This is a genomic window from Paenibacillus sp. LjRoot56 (assembly GCF_964253335.1).
In the GTDB taxonomy this organism is placed as follows: Bacteria; Bacillota; Bacilli; order Paenibacillales; family NBRC-103111; genus Paenibacillus_E; species Paenibacillus_E allorhizoplanae.
Window position 1 is genome coordinate 1,429,926 of record NZ_CAXURV020000003.1, and the last position, 24,927, is coordinate 1,454,852.

General features: G+C 45.7%; 20 protein-coding genes and 2 riboswitches. Of the genes, 7 read left to right on the plus strand and 13 right to left on the minus strand.

The features are described 5' to 3' along the window. Window positions 1–24: 24 nt before the first annotated feature. Window positions 25–891 carry a carbohydrate ABC transporter permease gene (locus tag ACSQ8O_RS25365; protein WP_436243879.1) on the minus strand — a complete coding sequence of 289 codons (867 nt, stop codon included), beginning with the start codon at window positions 889–891 and terminating at the stop codon, window positions 25–27. A gap of 396 nt (window positions 892–1,287) precedes the next feature. On the opposite strand from ACSQ8O_RS25365, the gene ACSQ8O_RS25370 reads away from it, so the two are divergent. Continuing rightward, entirely contained in the window at window positions 1,288–2,187 is a 900-nt protein-coding gene (locus ACSQ8O_RS25370) for a helix-turn-helix domain-containing protein (protein WP_436243880.1), read from the plus strand. On the opposite strand, the gene ACSQ8O_RS25375 is transcribed toward ACSQ8O_RS25370, so the two are convergent. The 6 genes from ACSQ8O_RS25375 to ACSQ8O_RS25400 form a co-directional block, all read right to left on the minus strand. Beyond that, on the minus strand, window positions 2,171–3,253 hold the full coding sequence (locus tag ACSQ8O_RS25375) for a Gfo/Idh/MocA family protein (protein ID WP_436243881.1): 1,083 nt from the start codon (window positions 3,251–3,253) through the stop codon (window positions 2,171–2,173). The genes ACSQ8O_RS25370 and ACSQ8O_RS25375 overlap by 17 nt on opposite strands. Window positions 3,254–3,274: 21 nt before the next feature. Continuing rightward, the gene (locus ACSQ8O_RS25380) at window positions 3,275–4,429 is read right to left on the minus strand and encodes a Gfo/Idh/MocA family protein (protein ID WP_436243882.1); all 1,155 of its coding nucleotides are present in this window, start codon (window positions 4,427–4,429) and stop codon (window positions 3,275–3,277) included. 113 nt (window positions 4,430–4,542) lie between these two features. Continuing rightward, window positions 4,543–5,037, minus strand: a complete 495-nt coding sequence (locus ACSQ8O_RS25385; protein WP_436243952.1) for an NUDIX domain-containing protein — start codon at window positions 5,035–5,037, stop codon at window positions 4,543–4,545. A gap of 123 nt (window positions 5,038–5,160) precedes the next feature. Beyond that, window positions 5,161–6,408, minus strand: coding sequence for a serine hydroxymethyltransferase (gene glyA / locus ACSQ8O_RS25390; protein WP_436243883.1), 1,248 nt, complete (start codon window positions 6,406–6,408; stop codon window positions 5,161–5,163). Between the two features lie 59 nt (window positions 6,409–6,467). Next, window positions 6,468–8,756 (minus strand): 5-methyltetrahydropteroyltriglutamate--homocysteine S-methyltransferase, encoded by a 2,289-nt coding sequence (gene metE / locus ACSQ8O_RS25395; protein WP_436243884.1) that lies wholly within the window; start codon window positions 8,754–8,756, stop codon window positions 6,468–6,470. Between the two features lie 104 nt (window positions 8,757–8,860). After that, entirely contained in the window at window positions 8,861–9,772 is a 912-nt protein-coding gene (locus ACSQ8O_RS25400) for a LysR family transcriptional regulator (protein ID WP_436243885.1), read from the minus strand. Between the two features lie 165 nt (window positions 9,773–9,937). Continuing rightward, window positions 9,938–10,134, plus strand: a riboswitch (cobalamin riboswitch). Between the two features lie 131 nt (window positions 10,135–10,265). On the opposite strand from ACSQ8O_RS25400, the gene ACSQ8O_RS25405 reads away from it, so the two are divergent. The 4 genes from ACSQ8O_RS25405 (at window position 10,266) to ACSQ8O_RS25420 (ending at window position 16,178) form a co-directional block, all read left to right on the plus strand. After that, the gene (locus ACSQ8O_RS25405) at window positions 10,266–11,909 is read left to right on the plus strand and encodes an S-layer homology domain-containing protein (protein WP_436243886.1); all 1,644 of its coding nucleotides are present in this window, start codon (window positions 10,266–10,268) and stop codon (window positions 11,907–11,909) included. Next, a complete protein-coding gene (locus tag ACSQ8O_RS25410) occupies window positions 11,909–12,838 on the plus strand; it encodes a DUF4430 domain-containing protein (RefSeq protein WP_436243887.1) in 930 nt (309 codons plus the stop codon). Before ACSQ8O_RS25405 ends, ACSQ8O_RS25410 begins: the two co-directional genes overlap by 1 nt. 77 nt (window positions 12,839–12,915) lie before the next feature. Continuing rightward, complete coding sequence (locus ACSQ8O_RS25415; protein WP_436243888.1) at window positions 12,916–13,725, plus strand: energy-coupling factor transporter transmembrane component T; 810 nt, start codon at window positions 12,916–12,918, stop codon at window positions 13,723–13,725. Continuing rightward, on the plus strand, window positions 13,698–16,178 hold the full coding sequence (locus ACSQ8O_RS25420) for an energy-coupling factor transporter ATPase (RefSeq protein ID WP_436243889.1): 2,481 nt from the start codon (window positions 13,698–13,700) through the stop codon (window positions 16,176–16,178). The genes ACSQ8O_RS25415 and ACSQ8O_RS25420 overlap by 28 nt, the downstream gene beginning before the upstream one ends. A 123-nt stretch (window positions 16,179–16,301) precedes the next feature. Here the strand turns inward: ACSQ8O_RS25420 and ACSQ8O_RS25425 are convergent, their stop codons facing one another. From ACSQ8O_RS25425 to ACSQ8O_RS25450, 6 genes are all read right to left on the minus strand, one after another. Then, window positions 16,302–19,469 (minus strand): DUF4430 domain-containing protein, encoded by a 3,168-nt coding sequence (locus ACSQ8O_RS25425; RefSeq protein ID WP_436243890.1) that lies wholly within the window; start codon window positions 19,467–19,469, stop codon window positions 16,302–16,304. A gap of 149 nt (window positions 19,470–19,618) precedes the next feature. Then, window positions 19,619–19,813: riboswitch (cobalamin riboswitch) on the minus strand. Between the two features lie 140 nt (window positions 19,814–19,953). After that, complete coding sequence (locus tag ACSQ8O_RS25430; protein ID WP_436243891.1) at window positions 19,954–20,244, minus strand: hypothetical protein; 291 nt, start codon at window positions 20,242–20,244, stop codon at window positions 19,954–19,956. A gap of 384 nt (window positions 20,245–20,628) precedes the next feature. Then, on the minus strand, window positions 20,629–21,252 hold the full coding sequence (locus ACSQ8O_RS25435; protein ID WP_436243892.1) for an MBL fold metallo-hydrolase: 624 nt from the start codon (window positions 21,250–21,252) through the stop codon (window positions 20,629–20,631). A 20-nt stretch (window positions 21,253–21,272) separates the two neighbouring features. Beyond that, complete coding sequence (locus ACSQ8O_RS25440; protein ID WP_056618420.1) at window positions 21,273–21,839, minus strand: thioredoxin family protein; 567 nt, start codon at window positions 21,837–21,839, stop codon at window positions 21,273–21,275. A 77-nt stretch (window positions 21,840–21,916) separates the two neighbouring features. Further along, the gene (locus ACSQ8O_RS25445; RefSeq protein ID WP_436243893.1) at window positions 21,917–22,516 is read right to left on the minus strand and encodes a DedA family protein; all 600 of its coding nucleotides are present in this window, start codon (window positions 22,514–22,516) and stop codon (window positions 21,917–21,919) included. 315 nt (window positions 22,517–22,831) lie between these two features. Continuing rightward, on the minus strand, window positions 22,832–23,746 hold the full coding sequence (locus ACSQ8O_RS25450) for a LysR family transcriptional regulator (protein WP_436243894.1): 915 nt from the start codon (window positions 23,744–23,746) through the stop codon (window positions 22,832–22,834). A 142-nt stretch (window positions 23,747–23,888) separates the two neighbouring features. On the opposite strand from ACSQ8O_RS25450, the gene ACSQ8O_RS25455 reads away from it, so the two are divergent. Both ACSQ8O_RS25455 and ACSQ8O_RS25460 read left to right on the plus strand, forming a co-directional pair. Beyond that, the gene (locus tag ACSQ8O_RS25455) at window positions 23,889–24,371 is read left to right on the plus strand and encodes an HPP family protein (RefSeq protein WP_436243895.1); all 483 of its coding nucleotides are present in this window, start codon (window positions 23,889–23,891) and stop codon (window positions 24,369–24,371) included. Between the two features lie 81 nt (window positions 24,372–24,452). Continuing rightward, window positions 24,453–24,899, plus strand: coding sequence for a cupredoxin domain-containing protein (locus ACSQ8O_RS25460; RefSeq protein ID WP_436243896.1), 447 nt, complete (start codon window positions 24,453–24,455; stop codon window positions 24,897–24,899). The last annotated feature ends 28 nt before the right edge of the window (window positions 24,900–24,927 follow it).

A 24,927-nucleotide genomic window follows, 5' to 3' on the forward strand; every position in this document is an offset into this window, starting at 1 on the left:
TCCTTTCAAAGCGCCTATCCTCCGTTATCCGAGTGATTTGCTGATGCGCCTCTCCACCACGAATAGCGTCAAGACGAGTAGAACAATCACCACTGCCATTAGAAAAGCGGCAGAAGTGAGCTTCTGATAATCCAGCGACTTGAACATGTTGTTCATATAATGCTGCAGCATATAAATGTTTTCATCGGGGTAATTTCCGGCAATTAAGTACGTCTCCCGAAACATTTTGAACGAATTAATAATCGACATGATGAACACGAAGAAAGCGGTTGGCGTCAAATACACCAAAGTAATCGATCGCCACTGCCGGAATTTACCGGCTCCATCCATCGACGCTGCCTCGTAATAATCGTTTGGAATATTCTGAAGACCCGCTAAGAAAAGGATCATATTGTAGCCGATGTTTTTCCACAGATAGACAATAATAAGCACGTACAAGGAGGCCTCGCTTTCCATCCAGTCATGCGGACGCATCCCCCAGCTAGCGAGCCATGCATTGATCGTCCCGTGAAGGTCGAATAGGGCATTCCATACCAGCACCACCGAGGCCACAGGCACAACAAGCGGGCTCAAGAACGAGATCCGGAACGTTTGGCGCATCGGCAGCTTCCTATTGAGCAGCATGGCCAAGCCTAGTGCAATCAACATGTTAAGCGGTACACAGATCGCCATAAACAAACTTGTATTCACGGCTGCCCGCCGAAAAATGGGATTTCCCAGCAGCTCGCGATAGTTCTCTAACCCCACGAATGAGCCATCCACAGGGCTGTCCATGAGCGAGTAATAAAACCCCATCCCAAAGGGTATTAAGAAAAACACTGCAAATCCGGCCAGACTTGGCCATAGAAATAGAAGAGCTGTAAGACCCTCGTTGCCCCGTAACCATCTCATACAATAAACGACTCCTTCGTCCCTACAGGACGATTGCGATTATCCAAAAATATAACCGGTTTATCATGTGAAACAACTAATTGCTTATATTTGCACAAATGCGTTCCTCCTTCCCTTAGATCACATTCTCTCATCTGAAAATTAGAAATGGATTAGAAGGTGATGCGGATGGAATTCCACACGCACAACAAAAAGCCCAAGACAGATGTCTTGGACGTGATCCCAATTACTCCAATATCTTTAACCCCATTAACCATTCCAGCAGCTCTATCCCCCAGCGAGTTCATTGCGCTGCTAATTCTTCAGCTGATGCCTTGCCGATTACGGCTTCATTCCTGTATACTTTGGCTGTATCGAGCGCCTAAAACCCTACGTATTGCTAAGGAAGTGACCCTGATGTCCTATGTTCGAAATATCGGTTTGAACGAGAATCCACTCTATTTTGCCTATCAGAGAGAAACCATTGGATCCGAGCAATTTCAGGGCACGTTCCACGCCCATCAAGGGATAGAAATCTTAATTGTTCACAAGGGCCACGGCACGTTGATTGTTGATCAGAAGAGCTATGAAGTAACCTCCGGGATGTTATGTGTGTTTCAGCCTTATCAGCTGCACCATATTCAGGTAGACCCTGAGACGCCATTCACGCGCACTGTTATTCAATATGAACCATCTGTTTATGAATCCTACTTCGCGCACTGGCCGCGATTGTTGGCTTTTTTCAAGCATATCCATACCAGCAAGCTGCATGCCCCTTGTCTCTATGGACTAAACGAGGCGGATCAGTTTCATTCCCTATTCCAAAGCTTAGAAACGAAGCAGCCCTCTATAAATAAAAACGATGAGTTAGAGGAGTACTCCCTCTTTCTCATCGCTTTTTTCCGAAGCTTTATGCCGCTGTGGGAGCAGCACGATGGCCAGATTCGTTCTGGCCCTACGCGCAAAACCCATCAAGCCGAGCGCATCCTAAGCTGGTTGGAGGAGCACTACACCGAACCACTGCGTTTGGAGCAGATGTCAGCAGAGCTGCATCTCTCCCCTTACCACTTATCCCATCTGTTTACCGAGTGCACAGGTACCAGCATTTCCGATTATGTAACTGCTCGCCGACTGCAGCAGGCCGTTAAGCTGCTTATGTCAACAGATCAGACGGTCGCTCGCATTGGCGAGGCGATTGGTGTGACGAATTGCTCTTATTTTTGCAAAATGTTCAAAAGCCACATCGGCATTACGCCGCACCAGTATCGCAAGCAACTACAGAAGCAGTACGAGGCCACTCTTACTCAGCTGCCTTAATGATCATAGCATCGCGCTGTGCAATAAGGCACAGTTCCGCTGCTTTAAAGGTATGCTCCTGCGTCATCGCGACTTCCGTGCGATTCAAGCAATCTAAGATCAACTGACCAAAGTAAGGGAAACCAACCTGGCCGCTGACGGCGAAATGCTGCTCCCCATCCTTGTTCACGAGGTACACATGATTACTCGTCTGTTCTCTTGCAATGTCGACATATTTCCGAAGTTCAATATACCCATCGCTGCCCAGAATCGTCATACGGCCGTCGCCCCATGTGCTCAAACCGTCCGGGGTCATCCAGTCTACTCGGAAATAGCCAGTTGCACCATTGTCCCCGACCAAAGTAGCATCGCCGAAATCCTCAAAACTCGGATACTGAGGGTAATTGTAATTCGCTACTTTACTGTGTACAACCTTCGCGTCTTTCGCCCCCGTAAAATACAAGAACTGCTCGATCTGATGACTCCCAATGTCACACAAAATACCACCAAACTTCTCCTTCTCAAAAAACCAATCCGGTCTACTCGACAAACTAATGCGATGCGGCCCTAATCCAATGACTTGATGAACGCGACCAATCGCGCCTTGTTCAATTAATTGGCCAGCATAAATTGCGCTTTCTACGTGTAAACGCTCGCTGTAATAGACTGCATATTTCTGTCCTGTCTCGGCTACCTTCGCACGTGCTTCTTCCAGTTGCTCAAGTGTTGTGAAAGGAGCCTTGTCCGTGAAGTAATCCTTTCCACTGTCCATCACGCGCAGTCCAAGCGGCCCGCGATCGCAAGGAATCGCCGCAGCTGCCACAAGCTTTACCTCGGCATCGCCTAGAATCTCCTCCAACGAGCTTGCCGCACGGACACCTGGGTACGTGCTCAAGAATTTATCCACTTTGGCCGGATCCGGATCGTACACCCATTTCAATTCCCCGCCTGCTTCCCGCAGACCATTGCACATCCCATAAATATGCCCATGATCAAGCGCCGCTGCTGCAAAAATAAACTCCCCTGGCTGACAAACCGTGTTAAAACTTCCTTGTGGTGCGTAATTCATGCCGTCGCTTTTTTGCATTATCGTCAGTCTCCTCTGATATTAGTTAAAAGTACTTCCCGTAGTAATCGTCTGTGGCGCGAAATTCTCGATCGACGTGTTCTTCTCGTAAAAATGAGTGGCCTTCGCCATCACACCGCTTCTCGTATAGAACGCGTCTTGCGTATCGAGGGGGAATTTCACAAGCTCGCCTGTGCTCGCTGATTTGTAAATCCCCGTAATAAGCTCCAACGTTTGACGACCGCTAATCCCATCGATCAACACGGATGCACCCGTCTCAATCGCGGTTAACACATTGTCGATTTGGCCAGCATGTCCTTCGTAGATGACTTCTGGGAGTTGGTTGTAGAAAGTCTGCAATTGCTCCTCCAGCTCCGTGTTCGGCTCTGGAAAACCGTTCGACGTCGAGTTCGACGCTTTCACTTTCCATGGCGCAGACACCCGTGCTTTCGCACCTTGGAAAATCAACTGCTGCTCCTCACCATGATGGACGACTGAGCTCGTGATTTGCCCTAGCGAGCCGTTCGCGAAGCGAAGCATACCGATAGAGAGATCCTCAACCTCGGCGTTATCGTGCGACACGTTGCTCATGAAGGCTTGTACTTCCGTCGGACTGCCCATCATCCAAAGCATGGCATCGATATGATGCACCGCATGGTTCAGCGTCGGGCCGCCGCCTTCTTTCTCCCACGTGCCACGCCACCAGAGGTCGTAATAACAATGACCGCGCCACCAGAAGGAATCAACTTGGACGTGGACGACTTTGCCCATCAGGCCGCTTTCCAGGACGGATTTCATTTTCATCATTGGCGTCTTGAAGCGGTTCTGTGCCACAACGGATAGAAGCTTACCCGTGCGGTTGGCAGCAGCATTCATCAAATCACACTCCTCGAGCGAGGAAGCCATTGGCTTTTCCACCATCACATGTGATCCTGCTTCTAGAAACTCAACCGTCAAGGAAGCATGCGTGTACGGGGGTGTACAGATGGAGACGAGATCAATGTCCTCCAGCAGCAGCTCTTTGTAATCTTTTACCGCTCTTGCTTCATCCAGCTTAAATTGATCAATGCGCTCCTGCGCTTTATCCTCATAAATATCACTAATCGCGACAATTGTACACCGCTCCGGAAATTGTAAATAAGCTTCAATATGCGCCTTCGAGATCGCGCCAGCACCGATAATTGCTACCTTCAGCATCTATTTCATCTCCCTGACATTTGTTGCTCCTAGCATACCAAGAATGCGATTACAATTGTGACGCTATCTTGTGCAAAAATACCGTTACTTTGCGGTTTTGGTTATTTTGCTTTTTATATCGTAAAGCGATGATCCTTTATCCATTCGGAGACAATTAAATAAACATTGTCCTTCATCAAAGAACTAAATGTTGGGTCATTCATGATCTCAAACTGCTCCGGAATTGTATCTAACAGCATGACACCATTCGTTTCATATCCAACCGGTAACTCCCTTAGAATACTTACTTTTGAAATATATATATTTTTCACGTATACAAGATGGTCCTTTTCAAAAATCAAATATTGTCCAACCGTTTCAATCGAAGCGAGTTCTCCTCCCGCCTCTTCATACATCTCTCTGATTACCGTTTGTATAATCGACTCGCCTTCTTCCCTAGTTCCTCCAGGTAATTCCCAGCCGCGAGAATGATGTCTAACAAGAACCAAGTCCCCTTGATAGAAGGCAAAAATCAGGACACAGTTCGCTTCTTCAATGAGACATTCCTTTGATAATATGATTTTTTGATTTGGCAAAGCACCAGAGAACTCATACTTCACAATAATCACCAATCCCTTACTTATGTGATCGTCTTCTTAATCCACTCATTCCGATAAGTCAACATTATGAGGGAAACAAAAAAAGTATTTGATCCAAAGATCAAATACTTTTCCCAACTAAATTCAGTGAATTTAGTAGCTCAAGCCCGGATAAAGCGGGAATTGCGCAGTTAAATCTTTTACCATACCTCGTACTTGTTCATGCACAGCTGCGTCCGATGGATTTTTTAATGTTAAAGCGACGATTTTAGCAATCGTTTTCATAGCTGCCTGGTCCATGCCACGGGCAGTAACAGACGGAGTACCGATACGAACCCCGCTTGTAATCATCGGTTTAGCAGGATCAAAAGGAATCGCATTTTTATTAACCGTTACACCTACTTCGTCCAACAAGTGTTCAGCATCCTTACCGCTGATATGGAGGCTGCGAAGGTCGATGAGCATCAGATGGTTGTCTGTACCTCCGGATACAAGATCAACACCTTCAGCTAGGAGCTCTTCTGATAATGTCTTGGCGTTCGTTACAACATTTTGAGCATACGTTTTAAAAGCTGGTTCGAGTGCTTCACCGAAAGCGACAGCTTTCGCAGCAATGATATGCATCAATGGTCCGCCTTGCGTACCAGGGAATACCGCTTTATCAATCGCTGCCGCCCAAGGCTTGCGGCAAAGGATCATACCGCCACGGGGACCGCGTAGCGTTTTATGCGTAGTAGTCGTAACAAAATGCGCGTGTGGCACCGGGTTCGGATGTAAGCCTGCCGCAACAAGTCCGGCGATATGCGCCATGTCCACGAAGAACAACGCGCCCACATCATGCGCGATAGAAGCTAAAGCTTCAAAATCAATCGTGCGTGGATAGGCGCTGGCACCAGCCACGAGCATGCGAGGTTTATGCTTGAAGGCTAATTTGCGAACCTCATTGTAATCAATCTGTGCATCGTTTTCGCTAACTCCATAAGGAACAAAGTTATATAATATGCCAGAAGCATTAACAGGACTGCCATGCGTCAAGTGACCGCCATGCGCAAGGTTCATACCAAGCACCGTATCCCCTGGCTGAAGAGCAGCCAAGTAAACCGCCATATTCGCTTGTGCGCCGGAATGCGGCTGTACGTTAACGTGCTCAGCGCCAAATAATGCTTTGGCACGATCACGCGCGATGTCCTCAACGATATCGACATGCTCGCAACCACCGTAGTAACGTTTACCTGGGTAGCCTTCCGCATATTTATTCGTCAAAACCGTTCCCATCGCTTGCAACACAGCTTCACTTACGAAGTTTTCAGAAGCGATCAGCTCGATTTTATCGCGTTGACGGCCAAGTTCCAGGTTCATCGCTTCAACAATTTTAGGGTCTTGTTTACGTAATTGCTCCACTTTAGCTAACTCCTTAGAATCGATTTGTTGGTCTTTGGTTCCATAACGCTTCAAATGATTTATACGAGAGCAGCATGCTTGTCACGCGCAATTTTAGTAGCATCCACCATGTTGCGTAAGGAAGCAACCGTCTCTTCGAGTCCGCGCGTTTTCAGACCGCAATCTGGGTTAATCCAGAATAGCTTAGGATCTAGCACACGCAGGGCGCGTTCGATCATGGCTGTCATTTCCTCAACACTTGGAACACGTGGACTATGAATATCATATACGCCTAATCCAATTCCCAGCTTGTAAGTATTCAACTCGAAGCTATGAATTAATTCACCATGGCTACGTGATGTTTCGATTGAAATGACATCGGCATCCATCGCCTCGATCGAATCAATCATGTCATGAAATTCGCAATAGCACATATGCGTATGAATTTGTGTTGTGTCTTGTACGGTGCATGTCGCGATGCGGAACGCTTTAACAGCCCATGCCAGGTAACCGGCTTGTTCCTCTTCCTTCAGCGGCAAACCTTCGCGAACAGCAGGCTCGTCAACTTGAATCATGCCAATACCAGCACTCTCAAGTGCCTCTACTTCTTGTCTAAGCGCGTACGCAAGTTGGTAGGCGATATGTTCACGAGGAATGTCATCACGGACAAACGACCAGTTCATAATCGTGATCGGTCCAGTCAGCATGCCTTTAACAGGACGGCTTGTGCGTGACTGTGCGTACTTGGTTTCTTCAACAGTCATTTCCCCTGTGAAGGCTACATCCCCGAATATCACCGGCGGTTTCACACAACGGGAACCATAGGATTGCACCCATCCATTTTGCGTAAATGCAAATCCTGCAAGCTTTTCACCAAAAAACTCGACCATATCGGTACGCTCAAATTCACCATGCACAAGAACGTCCAATTCGATTTCCTCTTGAAGCTTGATCCAAACATCGATTTGCTCACGAATGAACGCAGCATACTGCTCATTGTTCCATTCGCCTTTACGCCATAATTGACGCGCCTTACGAACTTCTGCAGACTGCGGGAAACTACCGATCGTCGTTGTAGGGAAAAGCGGCAATTGCCATTTCGCTTGTTGTGCAACATGACGCTGGGCAAAAGGACGGGAACGTTCTGGCTGCTGAACACTTAGTGCAGCTACGGACTGCTGAATATCGCTGCGGTTACGCTCATCCGATTGTTGAAGTGCTTGGATGGCGCGATCACATTGTTCTATTTCTTCAAGTACCCCAGCTTTGCCCGAAGCGATTGCTTTCGTGATAAGAACAAGCTCATCCAGCTTTTCTTCTGCATAGGCTAGCGCATTCTTCAGCTCAGAAGTAAGCTTTGTCTCTCTTTCAGTCGTAACCGGAACATGGAGTAAGCTGCTCGACGATTGAATAACCAGATTCTCCGTTGCAACGTGCTTAGTGAGTTCTTCCACGAGCTCAAGCTTCTCCCGAATCGATGCTTTCCAGATACCACGGCCATCAATTACGCCTGCACCCAGAACCTTATCTGCTGGGAATCCTAGTGATTTAATGTTCTGTACGTTAGCGCCCAGACCATGAACGAAATCCAGTCCAATCCCCTTCACTGGCAGAGAGATGATGTCAGCGTAGCGATCTACCGATTCAAAATAGGTTTGCAACATGATGTTTAGATTTGGCACAGCTGCAGCAAATGTTGCATAGATGTTTTGAAGTCTCTCCATGTCCTCATCGCTTAACTTCGTTACGAGAATGGGTTCATCGATCTGTACCCATTGAACCCCTTCTTCTGCAAGCTCCTGAAGGATCTGTACATAAAGCGGTGTCAATCGGCTCAACCAAGCGTCTGTTTCTGATTTACTGTATCCTTTGGATAGCTTCAAGAAAGTTAAAGGACCGACGATGACTGGCTTTCCTTCGATTCCGAGCTTTTCCTTCGCTTCCCGGTAGGCTGTTAAAGGCTTGTTTTCCGTAATGACAGGAGATGCTCCGGTCAGTTCTGGCACAATATAGTGATAATTGGTGTTGAACCATTTCGTCATTTCACTTGCTGTAGCATCCTTCGTTCCTCGGGCAACTCCGTAATAGACTGACAAGGGCACTGCGCCCCCCTCAAAAGCAAAACGTTCAGGAATAATGCCAAACATAGCAGCTGTATCAAGGATATGATCATAATAGCTGAAATCGTTAACCGGAATAAGATCGATGCCTTTTTCCTTCTGCTTGCGCAAGTGATTTAAACGAATTTCCTGCAGCTGTAACTCAAACTCCGACTCTTCAAGCTTGCCTGCCCAGAACGCTTCAAGTGCTTTCTTCCATTCCCTGTCAGCACCAATACGCGGATATCCCAATACACTGCTTCTTACCATTCGACAAAACTCCTCTGCAATAATTTGTTACACCAAATTTATCATAGAGAAGTAGTTATAACGTAACTGGAATTATCTATATCTAGATATAGCCTAAAGCTATATTAGAATGCCATGGGGGCGATTGCCTGTTGGAGTGCTGCTACGTAAGCTGCACCGAGCTTAGATAGCGGAATATGGCTATGGGAAATCCACCCGACATTGATCGTTTCGTCACAATCCAAAGGTACGGGAATAATCTCATTTCCATTCAAATCTGAGCTCAATACCCCGGTCGATATGGTATATCCGTTTAAACCGATCAACAAATTAAAGAGTGTGGCCCGATCATTCACACGGATGCTTTTCTGATGTGACATCGTACTGAGAATTTCTTCGGCAAAATGAAAGGAATTATACTCCCCTTGATCAAATGACAAATACGGATAGTTTTGCAGCTGGTCAATAGTCACGATGGATTGCTTCGCGAGGGGATTTTTAATGCTGATAAAAATATGCGGTTTGGCGATAAATAGGCTGTTGAATTGCAGATTCCCGCTTTTAAGCAGCTTGTTTATAACCTTCCCATTAAACTCATTCAAATATAAAATCCCAATCTCGCTACGCAAGTTTTTTACATCTTCAATAATTTCATAGGTTTTGGTTTCACGTAATGCTAGTTCATATTCATCCTGGCCATACTCCGAAACAAGACTTACGAACGCATTTACCGCAAAAGCATAATGCTGAGTCGACACAGAAAAATGCTGCGATGAAGGCTTCGCATTCAGGTATCGACTTTCCAATAACTCTGCCTGCTCGACGACCTGCCGCGCATAACTAAGAAATTCAACACCTTCCTTGGAAAGTGATATCCCTTTATTTGATCTTTCAAAGATAGCGATTTGAATTTCTTCTTCCAACTCCCGAATCGCATTTGAAAGACTTGGTTGGGAAATAAACAGCCTTTTGGCAGCCTCATTAATAGATCCGCGATTTGCTACCTCGATTACGTATTTTAATTGTTGTAACGTCATGGATATCCCTCCTTCGACTATAATCCGAACCAGCAGCTTACTTAATTTTGAATATTGTAACACACATTATGTGAATCACCGTATCTTGAATGGCATCTATAAGAGCCACATCCATACTAAACTTCCATAGACAAACAATTGAACTGACTATATGATTAGACTAATTAAATAATTGATAGTTAAGGTGCATGCTTATTATGAATAAGTAATGCTTAATTGGGAAGTCTGGTGCAAATCCAGCACGGTCCCGCCACTGTAAATGAATAGCGACTCTATGAATTGCCACTGGTATGACTATACCGGGAAGGTTAGAGAAGCGTTGACGCATGAGTCAGGAGACCAGCCTTAATGTGTATTCACAAACTCTACGGACGATGGAGGGGGTGCCTTTTTGTTGTCTACGACCCATATTGACATCACAGCCCTTGATTCTTTCAAATCAAGGGCTTTTTTGTATGCTCATCATCCCTATCATTTTACTAGGAGGACAATAATGAAACTAACCTATAGGATTTTCACCCTATTCATGGCTCTATTCCTATTTGCAAGCAGTCTAAGCATCGTTCGTGTATCGGCTAACTCGAATTCGGCTGTGGACGATGCTGTAAAGTCTACAGCTGCGTATTTACTTGAAACTATCAAAAAGCCCCAGGTAGGCTCTATAGGCGGTGAATGGGCAATTATCGGGCTTGCCCGCTCCAACTATAACGTACCTCAAAGCTATTACGACGATTATTATAAAGGTGTTGAAACCTATGTCAAAGATGTACAAGGCAACCTTCACGATAAAAAGTACACGGAATACTCCCGCTTGATTTTGGCCTTAACCGCAATTGGCGCAGATCCCACCCATGTTGCAGGTTATAATCTGCTTACACCGCTCGGGGACTTTGATAAAACCATCTGGCAAGGTATCAATGGTCCTATATTTGCATTAATTTCCCTCGACAGCGGCAATTACACTATACCGGTAAATCCAACCGCCAAAACGCAGGCTACCCGAGACATGTATATAGATGAAATCTTATCGAATCAGCTTCAGGATGGCGGATTTGCACTTTCGGGTGTGTCGGCAGATCCCGATATTACGGGCATGGCCTTACAGGCACTAGCCAAATATCAAAATGATACGAGAGTAAAAACAGCTACGGAAAAGGCAATTAACCTTCTTTCCAAATTACAGGACAACGAAGGCGGCTACGCAAGTTGGGGCGCGAAAACTTCGGAGAGCACCGTGCAAGTACTGATGGCGCTATGTGAGCTTGGTATCACTATTGAAGATAGTCGTTTTATTAAGAATGGTCATACCATTGTTGATGATTTGCTATCCTTTTATTCCAAAGGACAGGGATTTAAGCATACTTCTGACGGCAGTGGAGTAACGGGGATGTCGACAGAGCAAGCATTTTATGGGCTTGTGAATGTACAAAGAATCCTCACGGATAAGAGCAGCCTATATAGAATGAACGATGTCAAGCAAGCTACCTCAGCAACAACTGACTACAATAACGGCTTACTGAACAAACACAAGGATATACAAGTAATGCCTGTTATCGATGCGAATAAGACTTTCTCTGATATCGCTAACCATACAAATAAAGCAGCCATTACATCCCTTGCATCTAGAGGAATTATTAACGGTATGACCGACACTCAGTTCGCACCTAATCAAACAATGACGCGTGCCGAATTTTCAACCATTATAACCAAAAGTTTAGGCCTACCTATGCAAAAGCAATCTAAATTCCATGATGTCCCTCCTACAGCCTGGTATGCTGACTATGTAGGCACAGCTTATTCTTATGGCATCGTAAGCGGAACGTCAGAGACCACTTTTACACCGGACAGTACGATTACAAGGCAGGAAGCTGCTGTCATGATCGCCAATGCAGCTAAGCTCACTGGCATGGATACCCATTTGAACACAGTTGAAACGAGAGATATGTTAGCTCAATTTGGAGATTACACACAAACAGCCGAGTGGTCGAGGGATGCGCTAGCTTTTAGCTATCGAGAACATATTCTATCCCAAGATATGCTGAATATTGAGCCGATTACAGCAGTCACACGAGCTGAAATAGCCGAGATGCTCTACCGCTTACTCTCTACCGCTAAACTTATTAAAGAGGCGAACTAATGCGATTAACGAAAAATAAACTCATTGCCGCGACGATCATATTGATCGTCTTGGTGGCAGCTTTCTTCAGTAGCGGAATGCCGCGGCAGCAGACAACGACATCCTCACCTTCATTATCTGAAGCTATCGAGCTAACCCCACCTCCTGTAGAACAGAAAGATACTAATTCTTCTGATATAGCCGTGACGACGTCAAGCACTCCTGCCCTATCTCAACCGTCTTCAACTCCTACTGTGGAAAATAACCCCAAGTCGGAGAAAGACCAAGAATCTCCTCCTGTTTCGGTAGCGACGGAAAAACCGGTGCCTATGGCGACTCAGGATACTGCATCGTTGAACAAGGAAACGCTAAAATCAACTACGCCTGATGAAACCAAACCTACGCCAACTAAAGCGATGGAGCTTGATCCTAAGACGGGCAAGGACCAATACCTTACCGAACCTGTTCCTGAAGGAAAACCACTTCCCATTGAGCCGCAGAATGCGAAAATTTCTGACAAGCAAATGACAGTGACGCTTTCCGTAAGCTGTCTAACGATTCTCAATAATATGAAATTACTTGATCCTGAAAAAGTTGAGCTTGTGCCGAAAGACGGCATTATTTTCAAAGCCCAACAGGTTACTTTTTATGAGGGAGAATCCGTATTTAACGTCCTACAAAGAGAGATGAAGAAGAATAAAATTCATATGGAATTTGTGAACACCCCTATTTACAATTCTGCCTATATTGAAGGTATCCATAATCTGTATGAATTTGATTGTGGAGAGCTATCCGGTTGGATGTACAAAGTAAATGGTTGGTTCCCTAATTATGGAGCAAGTCGTTATCAACTGAAGCAAGGAGATGTCATTGAATGGGTATACACCTGTGATTTGGGACGTGACGTCGGTGACACCTATAATTCAGCAGGCGGTGGTAAGAAGCAATGAGGGATTCCTTTGCAAGCTTCCACCCCCTAGTCAATTTTTTGTATTTTACATGCGTAATCTTGTTCTCAATGATTTTCATGCATCCAGTAAGCTTAGTAATTTCTCTTAGCTTTGCCTTTGCCTATTCCATCTATCTGAACGGAAAGAAAGCAATCAAGTTCAACTTTCTCTATATGCTCCCTTTTCTTGTCATAACTGCACTAATCAATCCTGCCTTTAATCACGAAGGCGTTACGATATTAATGTACTTGCATAACGGAAATCCGCTAACCCTAGAATCTATTACCTATGGTCTTGCAGCAGCAACCATGTTCATTTCCGTTATCTGTTGGTTTTCTTGCTATAACGCTGTGATGACTTCTGATAAATTTATTTATTTGTTTGGAAAAGTCATTCCTGCTTTATCGCTCATTTTTTCGATGGTGCTGCGTTTTGTACCCCGCTTAAAGGCTCAGATTACCATCGTTTCTAATGCCCAAAAATGTATCGGTCGGGATATATCCACAGGTAGTCTCATTCATAGAATCAAGCATGGTATTCGGATTCTATCTATCATGGTGACCTGGATGCTTGAGAATGCCATTGAAACAGCAGATTCGATGAAAAGCCGAGGGTACGGATTACAGGGAAGAACCGCATTTTCCATATTTACATTGGATAGCCGCGATAAAACTGCACTAATCACTCTAGTTGTAAGCGGAGGTTATATCCTAATAGGAGCTGTAACGAAGGCTATGTATTTCCGATACTTCCCTTCCATGCGAGGTGTAGGGCTTTCATTTTACAGTATCAGTGTCTTTACGACTTATGCATTCCTATGCGCAATACCGCTTATTATAAATATTTCGGAGGATATCAAATGGAAGTCTTTACAATCCGACAACTAACATTCTCCTATCCTGGATCCCATGGGAATGCGTTACGTGACGTAACTTTGACTATAAAACAAGGTGAATTTATTACCATCTGTGGTAAGTCAGGATGCGGCAAATCAACCCTCTTACGACATTTGAAAACAGATCTTACACCGCACGGAGCGCGAAGTGGGGAAATTTTATTTGATGGGATGCCCCTTGAACATCTAGACCGACGTATACAAGTCGCTCAAATAGGCTATGTCCTACAGTCTCCTGACAACCAGATTGTAACAGACAAGGTTTGGCATGAGCTTGCTTTTGGTCTTGAAAGCCTTGGTTACGACACCCTCGAGATTCGTCGACGTGTTGCTGAAATGGCAAGTTTCTTCGGCATACAGGAATGGTTTCACAAACCAGTTACCGAATTATCAGGCGGTCAGAAACAGCTGCTGAATCTTGCTTCCATTATGACCATGCAGCCGAAAATATTGATATTGGATGAGCCTACCAGTCAACTCGATCCTATTGCTGCAGCGGAATTTCTAGCCGCCATTGGGAAAATCAACCGAGAACTTGGGGTCACGATTCTCATATCCGAGCATCGACTCGAAGAGGTCCTTCCGCTGTCAGATCGTGCAATTGTGATGGATAATGGTGAAATACTCATAGCTGGAACACCGAAGGAAGTCGGTGAACAACTTCGGGATATGCAGCACGACATGTTTGTTGCAATGCCTACTCCCATGCGTGTGTATGCAAGAATTGAGAACCAGCTCCCTTGCCCCATTACAGTCCGTGAGGGAAGAGAATTCTTACATGTACTTGCACATCAGCAAGAATTCACGAAAGACATCCTTCCAGCTGATCATCCAGTGCGTAAAGATGAACCTGCGATCGAGCTAAACGAAGTATGGTTTAAATATGAAAAAAGTTCCCCTGATGTGGTGAAAGGCCTGAGCTTACGTGCATTTCCAGGTGAAATTTATGCGATTGTTGGTGGTAATGGATCGGGTAAAACAACCACCCTTTCTCTGATATCTGGACTTCGCAAACATTATCGTGGAACTGTCCTGATGAATGGGAAACCCATTGACAAGTATTCGGACAGTGAGAAATTCAATGGACTTCTTGGTGTTCTCCCTCAGAATCCGCAAGCGCTTTTTGTACAAAAAACAGTGAAAGCTGATCTTTTGGAGATGCTATCCGGAAGCAAGCTGGACATGGCATATAGGCAACAATGTATCGATGAAGTTTCGGAGTTATGTATGTTACAGCAACTTCTCGACCGACATCCTTATGATTTGTCTGGAGGGGAGCAACAACGTGCCGCTCTTGCTAAGATCTTACTTCTTCAGCCAGCCATTCTTCTGTTGGACGAACCGACGAAAGGTCTAGACGCACATTACAAATTGATGTTTGCCGAAATTTTAATCAATTTAAAACAACAAGGAACGACCATTGTTATGGTCAGTCATGATATCGAGTTTTGCGCTAGCTTTGCTGACAGGTGTGCGATGTTCTTTGACGGGGCGATCGTATCCGAGGGCAATCCACAGGATTTTTTTGCTGGAAATAGCTTTTATACCACTTCTGCAAGCCGAATGGCCAGAGATTTGATTCCAAAAGCCATTACAACCAATGACATCATTAAGGCCTTTAATGGCAATGAAGAAATGCATAATGTGGACACAAAACCAAAGGTGCAACTACCTCCATCGTTCCGTAAACATAGCACTATCTCAACCGTATCAGTCCCTAATGAGCAAACACCAGTCGAACAAAGAAGTCTCTCCAAACGCACATTGACCGCCATGCTCATGATTCTTTTATTAATTCCATTAACTATTTGGTTTGGCATTTATTATTTGGACGATAGAAAATACTATTTTATTAGCATGCTTATCATTTTGGAAACCTTGCTACCTTTCATGATGATTTTCGAGGGGCGAAAGCCGCAGGCAAGAGAGCTTGTAGTCATAGCGGTGCTATGTGCGATTGGTGTAACTGGCAGAATGGCATTCTTCATGGTTCCTCAATTTAAACCCGTTGTTGCGATTGTTATTCTTTCCGGTATCGCATTAGGAGCTGAAACCGGCTTCCTAGTCGGTGCAGTCACAGGTTTTGTATCGAATTACTTTTTTGGTCAAGGGCCTTGGACACCCTGGCAGATGTTCGCTTTCGGGATCATTGGATTTCTTGCTGGAGCACTGTTCAAAAAAGGTATTCTACGCAGAAACAGAATTGCTCTCTGTACGTTTGGAGGATCAGCGACATTTCTCATTTATGGTATGATCATGAATTTTTCTTCCGTCGTAATGACAGGATCAAAACCCACAATAGGCGCACTTACACTTGCATGTATCCGAGGAGTTCCATTCGATTTGATTCATGCCATAGCATCTGTCATATTCCTATATATCCTAGCACGACCTATGCTTGAAAAATTAGATCGAATAAAAGAAAAGTATGGGTTGGTTTCGTAAAACAAAAACAGCACCTCCTTGGTTAATAACTAACCATGGGGGTGCTGTTTTTTATGTCCAAATGCGCAATTGCATCCGACTGGGAAAGAAGAGGATTTCTCTCCTTCTTTGTTAAAGCCTGTTCTACTTTTTCTGCTCGTGCAGTCTCGTAATAACCACTGCGACCATCTCTCTGGTTACAGGAAGCAACGGGTTGAAATATCCGTTATCCTCTGTCAATAATCCGGATTTAATAGCTTGATTAACGTATGGTAATGCCCAGTCAGCAACAAATGATTGGTCTTTAAGGTCAACCGCTATCTGTCCCTCCATCGCAACACCTTGTAAACGACCCAGAATTACAGCCATTTCCTGTCTGGAAATCGTTTGATTCGGTGCGAAGGCATGGGCTGAAATCCCTGTGATCAATCCCTTCGATTTCGCGGTTACGATATACTTAAAATACCAATCTTCTGTGCTAACATCCTCAAAATCTGACCCACCGCTTACTAACTCGCTTCCTGTATAACGGACGATGAGCGCAGCAAACTCTGCTCTCGTTAATTCACGTTTGGGCTCGAAATTAGTTCCGGTTCCTTCCATGTACCCCAAGGTAGTGACTTTTGCTACAGCATCCTGTGCCCAACTGGAAATAGCACCAGCATCTTCATATTCTGCTTCCAGCGTGATTTTGGTTTCTTCGTTTGGTTCCGCAGGCTTACCAGGGTTATTAGGGTTAACAACGTTACCACTACCCCCTCCTACTGGCGGGGTATAGGCATTACCAATGTCTTTCCCAAGATCTTTCGTGTACTGCCAACGAAGAACGTCGTTATTCTGTAATGTGTAGATACCCGCGCTGTATTTTGGAAAGACCCCGTTCACGGAGTACATCCAACCACTTAGCTGTCCTTTATCAAACTCCCCTAAGTGATCAATCGATTGTACATAGATGCTTGCACCTGAACCTGTATAAGACAGAGCTGTACTTTGGGTACCAAGTACCCGTTGTAGCAACGTAAACGCTGTATCGCCAGATTGCAAGTTAACCGTTATTGGAGCAATGATATCTCCTTCATTCAGAGAGCGTTTTTCAACAGAAAGTGTAACCTTTTGTGTAGTACTAGGTCCAGATCCACCACCAGGACCAGGCGCTGTTACTAACGTCGATTTAAAGGCTAAGAACTCCGTGAAATGCTTCGTTTTAATAATTAAATCGCCATTCTCACTGTAAGCATACACATCATCGTTTCGATAGTTGCTGTTGTCATATTTAGGTATTGCAGTGAAATTACCGTTTTCATCTATGAAACCGGCGTTACGATCACCCATCCCCTTCAATTTCAGTGTAACGTGTTGATTAAACTGAATGCGGCTATCACCACCCACTTTAATGCGTGAATCGATACTGTCTAGTCTACTACCGCTGCCGGTAAGTACTCCGCTCACTTTATTCGTTACAGAATTATCGGTTGTACTCAGAATGCTTGGCAATTGAATCTTATTATTCCACGCAACTGATGTAACTTCTGTATAAGCCGGTATGTCTAACTCCGTACTGCCTCGTTTAGCAATAACCTCTGGCAAAAATGGTGTCGTGAATGAAAGAGTAATTTTGTTCGTCGCTGGATCATTTTCATCTGTCGAGAAGGTTACATTGGACTCATTTGCGCCAACATTGACAATCTGATCACCCGAAGTGCTCACATTATGAATGGTCAACTTATTACTTGCCGAGTTACTAACCAAGGCTGCTGGCAATGCTTGGAGCTTAAGAGCTCCTGTTTGACCTTGACCTGCAAAAGTAATAACAAGATCTTGTTGATTGCTTTCTTGCGTTATATGATCAATCGTCAATCCTGTAGTGCCAGAATCGAAGCTCCAATTTGCTGCCGTATTGGCACCAGAAGTGAACGTATCGCCGACTAGCTTAATCTGCAAACTAGGGTTAAGTATTCCGATGTTCGTATTCGAAGCGATCGCAATGGAAGGCCAACGCCCATAATAAAACGTAACGATATCATCGTCATTTAAAATATAATTTGCTGCACCGACTTGCGGTGATACCCCGTTAACTTTGTACATCCAACCGTCGTATCCGCCAAGAGTTCCTGCAGTTTGACCTGCAATTGAGGAGAGATAGGGGCCATAACTACTGTTTTGAATGACAAAGTTGATGTTGGACTTCTCAAGTACTTGTTTCAAAGCATCCATGGCCGTCGGCTGACTGCCATAGACTGCCGCAGTTATCGACTGCTGTGGTAGGATCGGGCTGTTAATGCCATTAACGTTTATTTGTACGGTAGTTAGATTTGGCTTATCCGCCAAACGTTGCCAAACTGATTTACCCTGCTGAATATCTGTTAGTGCGATTAACACTTGTTCTGTTGCCATTAAGTTCTGTTTTAGATCGGTCACTTGCCAGGAAAAAGTGCCATCTGGAAGCACGAAGTTATAAACGGCATCTACAACTGTTTGATTGTTGACGACCCAGTTTGGGGACAAAACGTCTTCTCCAATAGCCACCAGACCTGATACAGACGTTGCCCAGCTGTTGGAGTTGTCCCCATTGCCCCATTGACCTGGGGAATCAAAGCCAGCATTAGCTAATTGTCTTTGCTTTAATAAAGCCTTAGCATGGTTAGCCGCAGTTACAGCAGCACTATTCGATTGATAATTCCCTAAAGCTAGCAGCGCCATCCCTGTAATATCTGTATCTGATTCACTTCCAAAGAAAGCAAACCCGCCATCAGACAATTGTAAGCTAAGTAAGTAGCTTAACGCTTTCTCTTTGGCTGCATCGTTCCAGCTCCCGACGTTATGTCCCCTTTTCTTACCTGTATCCAGAGCAAGCATCGTCCAAATCTGTCGATTAGAACCTCCAAAGGAACCTGTTGATGAATTTTGCTGAGCTGCTAACTCTGCGTACAAATTACGATCCGTTTCCCATGCATGGGAAGGATCAAGATTCATAGCCAACAAGCCAAATATTAAATTGATATGGTATGTACTGCTGTCAGTAGCTAATAAATCACCAGGATCACTTTGTTCCCAAGAAGGCAGCGTCCATTTGCTATTATGCAGATCTTCCCCTGCTCCCCATAGCGCGACCATCTGCCACCATGAATTGAGATCAGACCGATTTTGCTCATAAAATGAGACGGTATCCGAGATCATGGTATCCAATTTCGTACTTGGATCTGAATCAACGGCTCTAGCAGCTTGCGGAACGAGCAATAAAGTTATAAGTGCCAAACTTAGAAGAGCAGAAATCCCTTTTTTCATCAAACGGAACAAACTAATCACCTTCATCTTCCTTAAAATAGTGGATAAACGAAAAAAACACCTTTCCCCGATTTCTAGAGGAAAGATGTCTTTGTAAGAATCGTGTTAATCCAACGACTAACCACTCTTTTTGGCAAATTCAAAGAAACATCTTCCTCCCATCCTCGTGAGAAAAAAAATAAAATACTTATCAGGCAGGTCTCCTGGCTTCGCTTCATCGCTTATACAATCTCCTTCCCCTCATGTTATCGAGAGTGGCTATGATTGTTAGCTCAGCGTTACAGTGGCGGGACCGCATCGGAATTGAACCGAACTTCCCTATTAAGCTTCCGCTAGATTCAGCGGAAAGCACCTATTAAGCTAGTTTATGAAATTGTTTGTAATCATGACGAATTTTACATGACTTCATCGTAATAGACAATCCTTTTTTTCACAAACCCAAAAAGGCAACCCCACCAAGACCCCTAGGCCTCGTGGGATTACCTCTCTTCTTACCCGAGCAATCCGTAAATTAATATCTACAAATGCTGCGTGTAATAATAACTAGCAAAATGAAAAGTACTAGGATACTAGCGGCTGAATTGTTTTTCGGAGGACAAGCAACAGCTTGCGTGTGAACCGGTTTCGGGAACACAAATTCAGTTTGTTGGTAGGACGCGTGCAGGTGGATATTATTGTGCATCGGTTGTTGCATAATTGGCGCTGGCGCTGGAAGCGGTGTAGGCGTCGGCATTGGCATTGGCATCGGGGTTGGCATTGGCATTGGTTGCATTGGGTAATTCGGGACTTTAACATATTCCATGGAAGAGCACCTCCTTCAAATTTTCCCCAAAGGGACTTTCACAAGCTTACGGTTAACTCAAAGGTTATTGTTGGAGTTGGGTGAATAGCTTACAACATCAGTCTATGGGGAAGCACCTACGTTGCACACGGTAAATACCCAGTTTATAAATAAATTGGGTGGGTGTCATGGGCGAACGAGCATAATCAGGAGATAGTCGATTATTTCGACTTACAGCAGCTACATCTCCACTTACTCATCCTGCAACTCGATTATTTCGACTTACAGCAGCTACATCTCCACTTACTCATCCTGTAACTCGATTATTTCGACTTACTCCTCTTCCCCCTCCATATATGCAAAAAAGGACTGCCCCCTCATCAGAGGGAGCAGTCCTTCAAATAATTACACGTATGGGTTATTCTCACGTTCGAAGCCAATCGTCGTCTTGGCGCCATGCCCCGAATAGACGATGACGTCGTCATCCAGCAGGAACAGCTTATCCTGGATGGAATCCAGCAGGGTATTGTTGTCTCCACCAAGCAGGTCGGTACGACCGACCGATAGTTTAAACAGCACATCACCGCTGAACAGGTGTTTGTCATACAGGAAACTTACACTGCCTGGCGAATGACCAGGGGTGTGGAACACTTTAAGCTGAATGCCCAGGAACTCCAGCACTTGCCCCTCATCCAGCGCGAACTCTGCTGGATCCGTCTCAACTAAAGTTCCAAGTTCTGGCCAGCGAGCGGAGCCATTCTTCTTCGGATTCGTCAGCCAATCGGCTTCCAGGTCGTGAATATACACCGGACAGCCCTTGAGCTTACGAATTTCGTCAACGCCACCGATGTGATCGAAATGCGCATGCGTCAGCAGAATCGCCACAATATCCATGTCGGCAATTTTCTTAATCAGCGACTTCGGATTCATACCAGGATCGATAATAATACCTTGATTCGTCTCTGGATTCGACAGTAAGTACGCGTTCGTCTGAACCGGACCCAGGACGAAGGATTGAATGTTGATCATCGTGATGCCACCCTCACCTTTTAGAACGACTCGATCAATGAACGAAGTTCCTTCACAATAACAGCATGATATCCGTTACCTTCGCCATATTGACGACCCATTTCGGCTCTGGCTACTTGAATTTTTTCGTTATAATCTGCCGCATCGCGATCTGGATTTTCTTTCTTGAATTGCGTCATAACCGCTTGCACGTTCTTCGGACGAGGTCCCCAGTGTCCAAGTGAGAAGCCGCCAGTATCCGTGAATACGACGATTGGAATCCCACGTCCGCCGCCTGTCAGGAACTGATCAATGACATCATAGTTTTGTTCAATGATAAGAACTTCCGTTGGAATGCCGCTATCTTCCAAAGCCTTGAAAACCACAGGTACGTTGCGAACAACATCGCCACACCAGTCAGCAGCAATAATCAAGCAGCGAAGATCATCGCGATTGTTAAGGGATTCGAAATATTCCTTATCCTCTTCATTGTCCCAAGCAAAGCCATCATAATACGCTAAGAATTGCTCTTTATTTTTTTCCATACTTTCGATAAACTGTTTCGGCTTCAAGCCTGTACCCAGTTTACTAGCAAGATTTGCACCCATCGTTGTCATCCTCCCAGGATCATCCTATTTCTCATTCATTGTATCAAAAGCAAGGCGAAACCGCCAAATCAACCTTACTAGACTCTCGTTTTTCTTTTGAGATAAAATTGATAGCCCGCATACAGGATCGTCAGCACGACAGCAGCGATAATCAATGGTTTAATATAAGGCCCCGCGTACTCGCCAATCGTCTCCCAGTTGTCCTTCAATTTCATGCCCAAATAAATATACAAGAATGAGTAAGGAACTAAAGCTAACGCCGTGTACAGGGAGAATTTCCCCAAAGGCATCTTCGCCATACCGCCTGGCAATGAGATCGCATGACGCACAATCGGAATAAATCTCGCTGTAAAAATCATCCCCGTACCATACCGATTAAACCAGTTCTCCGCCACATCGATGTGATGTTTGCTGATCAGCAGGTATTTGCCGTATCTCTCCAGAAAAGGCCTGCCGCCATAACGCCCTATCCAATAGAGCACGATTTGGGCCAAAGTTCCCCCGACGACCGCGCAAAGCATGGCACCTACGAAGTTAATTTGACCTTTGGATACGAGGTATCCTGCATAAGCTAAAAGCAATTCGTTTGGAATAACCTCAAGCATAAGTCCAAGGAAAATCCCCCAGTACCCCAAGCCTTCCAAATACACCAAAACACTTTGAATCAAATCATGCATGCGTAACCCTCTCTTCGTTTCACTTTCCCTTACATTGCTACATACTTAGCTGGAAAAAGTACATCTAATTGGGCCCATAGGATCAAAAGAACGAGAATAACTGGATTATAACCATCTAAATCCTTCCATGCCTCTCGAAATTCACCTATAATCCGCAAAATAGCTGGATATTTTCCATGTATTCTAATTCTGCCATTGGAATCCTCATAATTAGCTGTAGTTTTTCCTGTTAAATGCCTATTACTTCCCCTATGAGGTCTAACTTGTACGTGTTGCCCATTCTAATCTCATCCACATTCTATCATAGACATGCCGCTATCCTCTACTTGTATGCAACTCATTGCTGAAATACGCCAAGATATGCGATTTGCAAGCTTCCACAGGTGCGCTTAGGTCTTTGCCTGCACGGTGAACCAGCCCATGTTCCAACGGAATCGCTGTCTCTGACGCAACGCGAAGCAACTGACCCGCTTCAAGCTCTTTCTGAACAGAAGTGACCGGCAGCAAGGAGAGGCCCATGCCGCACATCATCGTCTGTTTGAGCATTTCCGTACTGTCGAAGGCCATTTCGGTAAACGTAGCGAGCCCTTTGTCCGTCATCAGTACCTGGGAAGCCAACGATTGATAAATACAGCGGCTGCCAAAGCCGATGACCTGTGTCTGTGCGATCGCTTCCCAGCCTTCCAGCTCGATGCGCTTCACTAGCGCTGGAGCCCCTACCCACACCAATTCATCCGCGAGCAGCGGGATAAAAGTGAGATTCCGCACCTTAGGATCACGCGGCACAATGCCTAGATCCACACGGTACGCCGACACCTCCTGAATAATGTCGCGTTGAAAGCCCGTTTCCAGCTGCAGCTGTATGTGCGGAAACTGCTCGAACAACGTCGGCAGCATCATCGGTAGATGCGGCACGCAGAACGATTCCAGCGCGCGCAGGCGCACCACACCTTTGGGCTCCTGCAAGCCCGTTAGTTTCTCCTGCAAGGATTCTCCCAACTGCAAGAATCGATAGGCAAAAGGCGCCACCTCTCGGCCCGCCGCTGTCAATTCAACGCCACGCGGCAACCGTGTAAAGAGAGCTTGTCCTAAGGTTTGCTCCAGCTGCAAAATATGCATCGTCACCGTGGATTGTACATAACCAAGCTTAAGCGCGGCTTTGCTGAAGCTCTTCTCCTCCATCACCGTAACGAAGGTTTTCATACTTCGCCCATCCAGTTGTTCCAACATGTCCCCGCACCACCCATCGGATTATCAAATGCCAATTATCGCAATCATTCGTTATTCAAATACATATTCTCATGATACCATATGAAAATGAGAAAACCATTAAAGAAAATGGGAAAAATAACAAAGAAAAGAGGCACCCCACATGTTCACTCGTCTTCGACTGCAACTCTCTCCCATGTTCATTAAACTCATTCCCGGCATCGGCGGCTTCATCGCCATCCTGCTGTGCAGCTTACTCGGCGACCTTGCTCGCACCTCGCTGTTGATGGCCCCCTTCGGCGCCTCCTGCGTCATCGCCTTCGCGCTCCCGCAGAGCCCGCTCGCTCAGCCCCGCAGCCTCATCGGCGGCCACGTGCTGAGTACGCTCGTCGGACTCTGCGCCCTCACCGCGTTCGGCGTGCACGCGTGGAGCCTCGCCCTCGCGGTCGGCGCCGCCATCACGCTCATGCAGCTGACGCGCACGCTGCATCCGCCCGCAGGCGCCGACCCGCTGCTCGTGATGCTCACCGGCGCGGGCTGGAGCTTCCTGCTCACGCCGGTGCTGCTCGGAGCAGCGCTGATCGTGCTCGTTGCCTGCGGGTATCACCGGGCAACCAAAGCCCACTACCCCACGAAGTGGTGGTGAAACGGTCCGTGCAATTCCAATTCATGCGCTGACAAGCCTCCGCATAAGATGTACAAGACCCTTGTACAGGAGGCGGACCCTATGTCCCGAGTATGGATTGTCAAACGCAAACATTTCTATCAGCTATCAGCCGCACTTCTACTCATTCTTATCGGTTGGGTGTATCTAAATCGGGAAAACATCCTGCCAACCTTAGGTGAACCCACATCAGAACGCACCATTCACATGGTTGTTGGGGAGTTCAAATCCACCACAGCTGATGGCAAAACCATCGAGGCTTACCGCTGGGATCCCGGCACCATTCCCGTTAAGAAAGGCGAGCGTATCAAGCTTAGCATCCTTGGCATCAATGGCGAGAGTCACCCCTTTTTCATCGAAGGACTCAATATCAGCGGTGAGATCAAAAAAGGCAAAGAAACCATCGTTCATTTTACCGCGGGCCAAGCGGGGACGTATCGCCTCATCTGTATGACGCATACCGATATGGCGCATAATGGTCCGATGATCGGCTATATCGAGGTCTACTAGAAACCTCCCTGGTTCTGTTTTATTCCAG

Coding starts and splice junctions, on each gene's coding strand:
- ACSQ8O_RS25365 (WP_436243879.1), bottom strand. CDS start 891: ATGAGATGGTTACGGGGCAACGAGGGTCTTACAGCTCTTCTATTTCTA.
- ACSQ8O_RS25415 (WP_436243888.1), top strand. CDS start 12,916: ATGCATCCAGTAAGCTTAGTAATTTCTCTTAGCTTTGCCTTTGCCTAT.
- ACSQ8O_RS25425 (WP_436243890.1), bottom strand. CDS start 19,469: ATGAAGGTGATTAGTTTGTTCCGTTTGATGAAAAAAGGGATTTCTGCT.
- ACSQ8O_RS25435 (WP_436243892.1), bottom strand. CDS start 21,252: ATGATCAACATTCAATCCTTCGTCCTGGGTCCGGTTCAGACGAACGCG.
- ACSQ8O_RS25380 (WP_436243882.1), bottom strand. CDS start 4,429: ATGCTGAAGGTAGCAATTATCGGTGCTGGCGCGATCTCGAAGGCGCAT.
- ACSQ8O_RS25370 (WP_436243880.1), top strand. CDS start 1,288: ATGTCCTATGTTCGAAATATCGGTTTGAACGAGAATCCACTCTATTTT.
- ACSQ8O_RS25430 (WP_436243891.1), bottom strand. CDS start 20,244: ATGGAATATGTTAAAGTCCCGAATTACCCAATGCAACCAATGCCAATG.
- ACSQ8O_RS25455 (WP_436243895.1), top strand. CDS start 23,889: ATGTTCACTCGTCTTCGACTGCAACTCTCTCCCATGTTCATTAAACTC.
- ACSQ8O_RS25400 (WP_436243885.1), bottom strand. CDS start 9,772: ATGACGTTACAACAATTAAAATACGTAATCGAGGTAGCAAATCGCGGA.
- ACSQ8O_RS25405 (WP_436243886.1), top strand. CDS start 10,266: ATGAAACTAACCTATAGGATTTTCACCCTATTCATGGCTCTATTCCTA.
- ACSQ8O_RS25410 (WP_436243887.1), top strand. CDS start 11,909: ATGCGATTAACGAAAAATAAACTCATTGCCGCGACGATCATATTGATC.
- ACSQ8O_RS25460 (WP_436243896.1), top strand. CDS start 24,453: ATGTCCCGAGTATGGATTGTCAAACGCAAACATTTCTATCAGCTATCA.
- ACSQ8O_RS25440 (WP_056618420.1), bottom strand. CDS start 21,839: ATGGGTGCAAATCTTGCTAGTAAACTGGGTACAGGCTTGAAGCCGAAA.
- ACSQ8O_RS25445 (WP_436243893.1), bottom strand. CDS start 22,516: ATGCATGATTTGATTCAAAGTGTTTTGGTGTATTTGGAAGGCTTGGGG.
- ACSQ8O_RS25375 (WP_436243881.1), bottom strand. CDS start 3,253: ATGCAAAAAAGCGACGGCATGAATTACGCACCACAAGGAAGTTTTAAC.
- ACSQ8O_RS25450 (WP_436243894.1), bottom strand. CDS start 23,746: ATGTTGGAACAACTGGATGGGCGAAGTATGAAAACCTTCGTTACGGTG.
- ACSQ8O_RS25420 (WP_436243889.1), top strand. CDS start 13,698: ATGGAAGTCTTTACAATCCGACAACTAACATTCTCCTATCCTGGATCC.
- metE (WP_436243884.1), bottom strand. CDS start 8,756: ATGGTAAGAAGCAGTGTATTGGGATATCCGCGTATTGGTGCTGACAGG.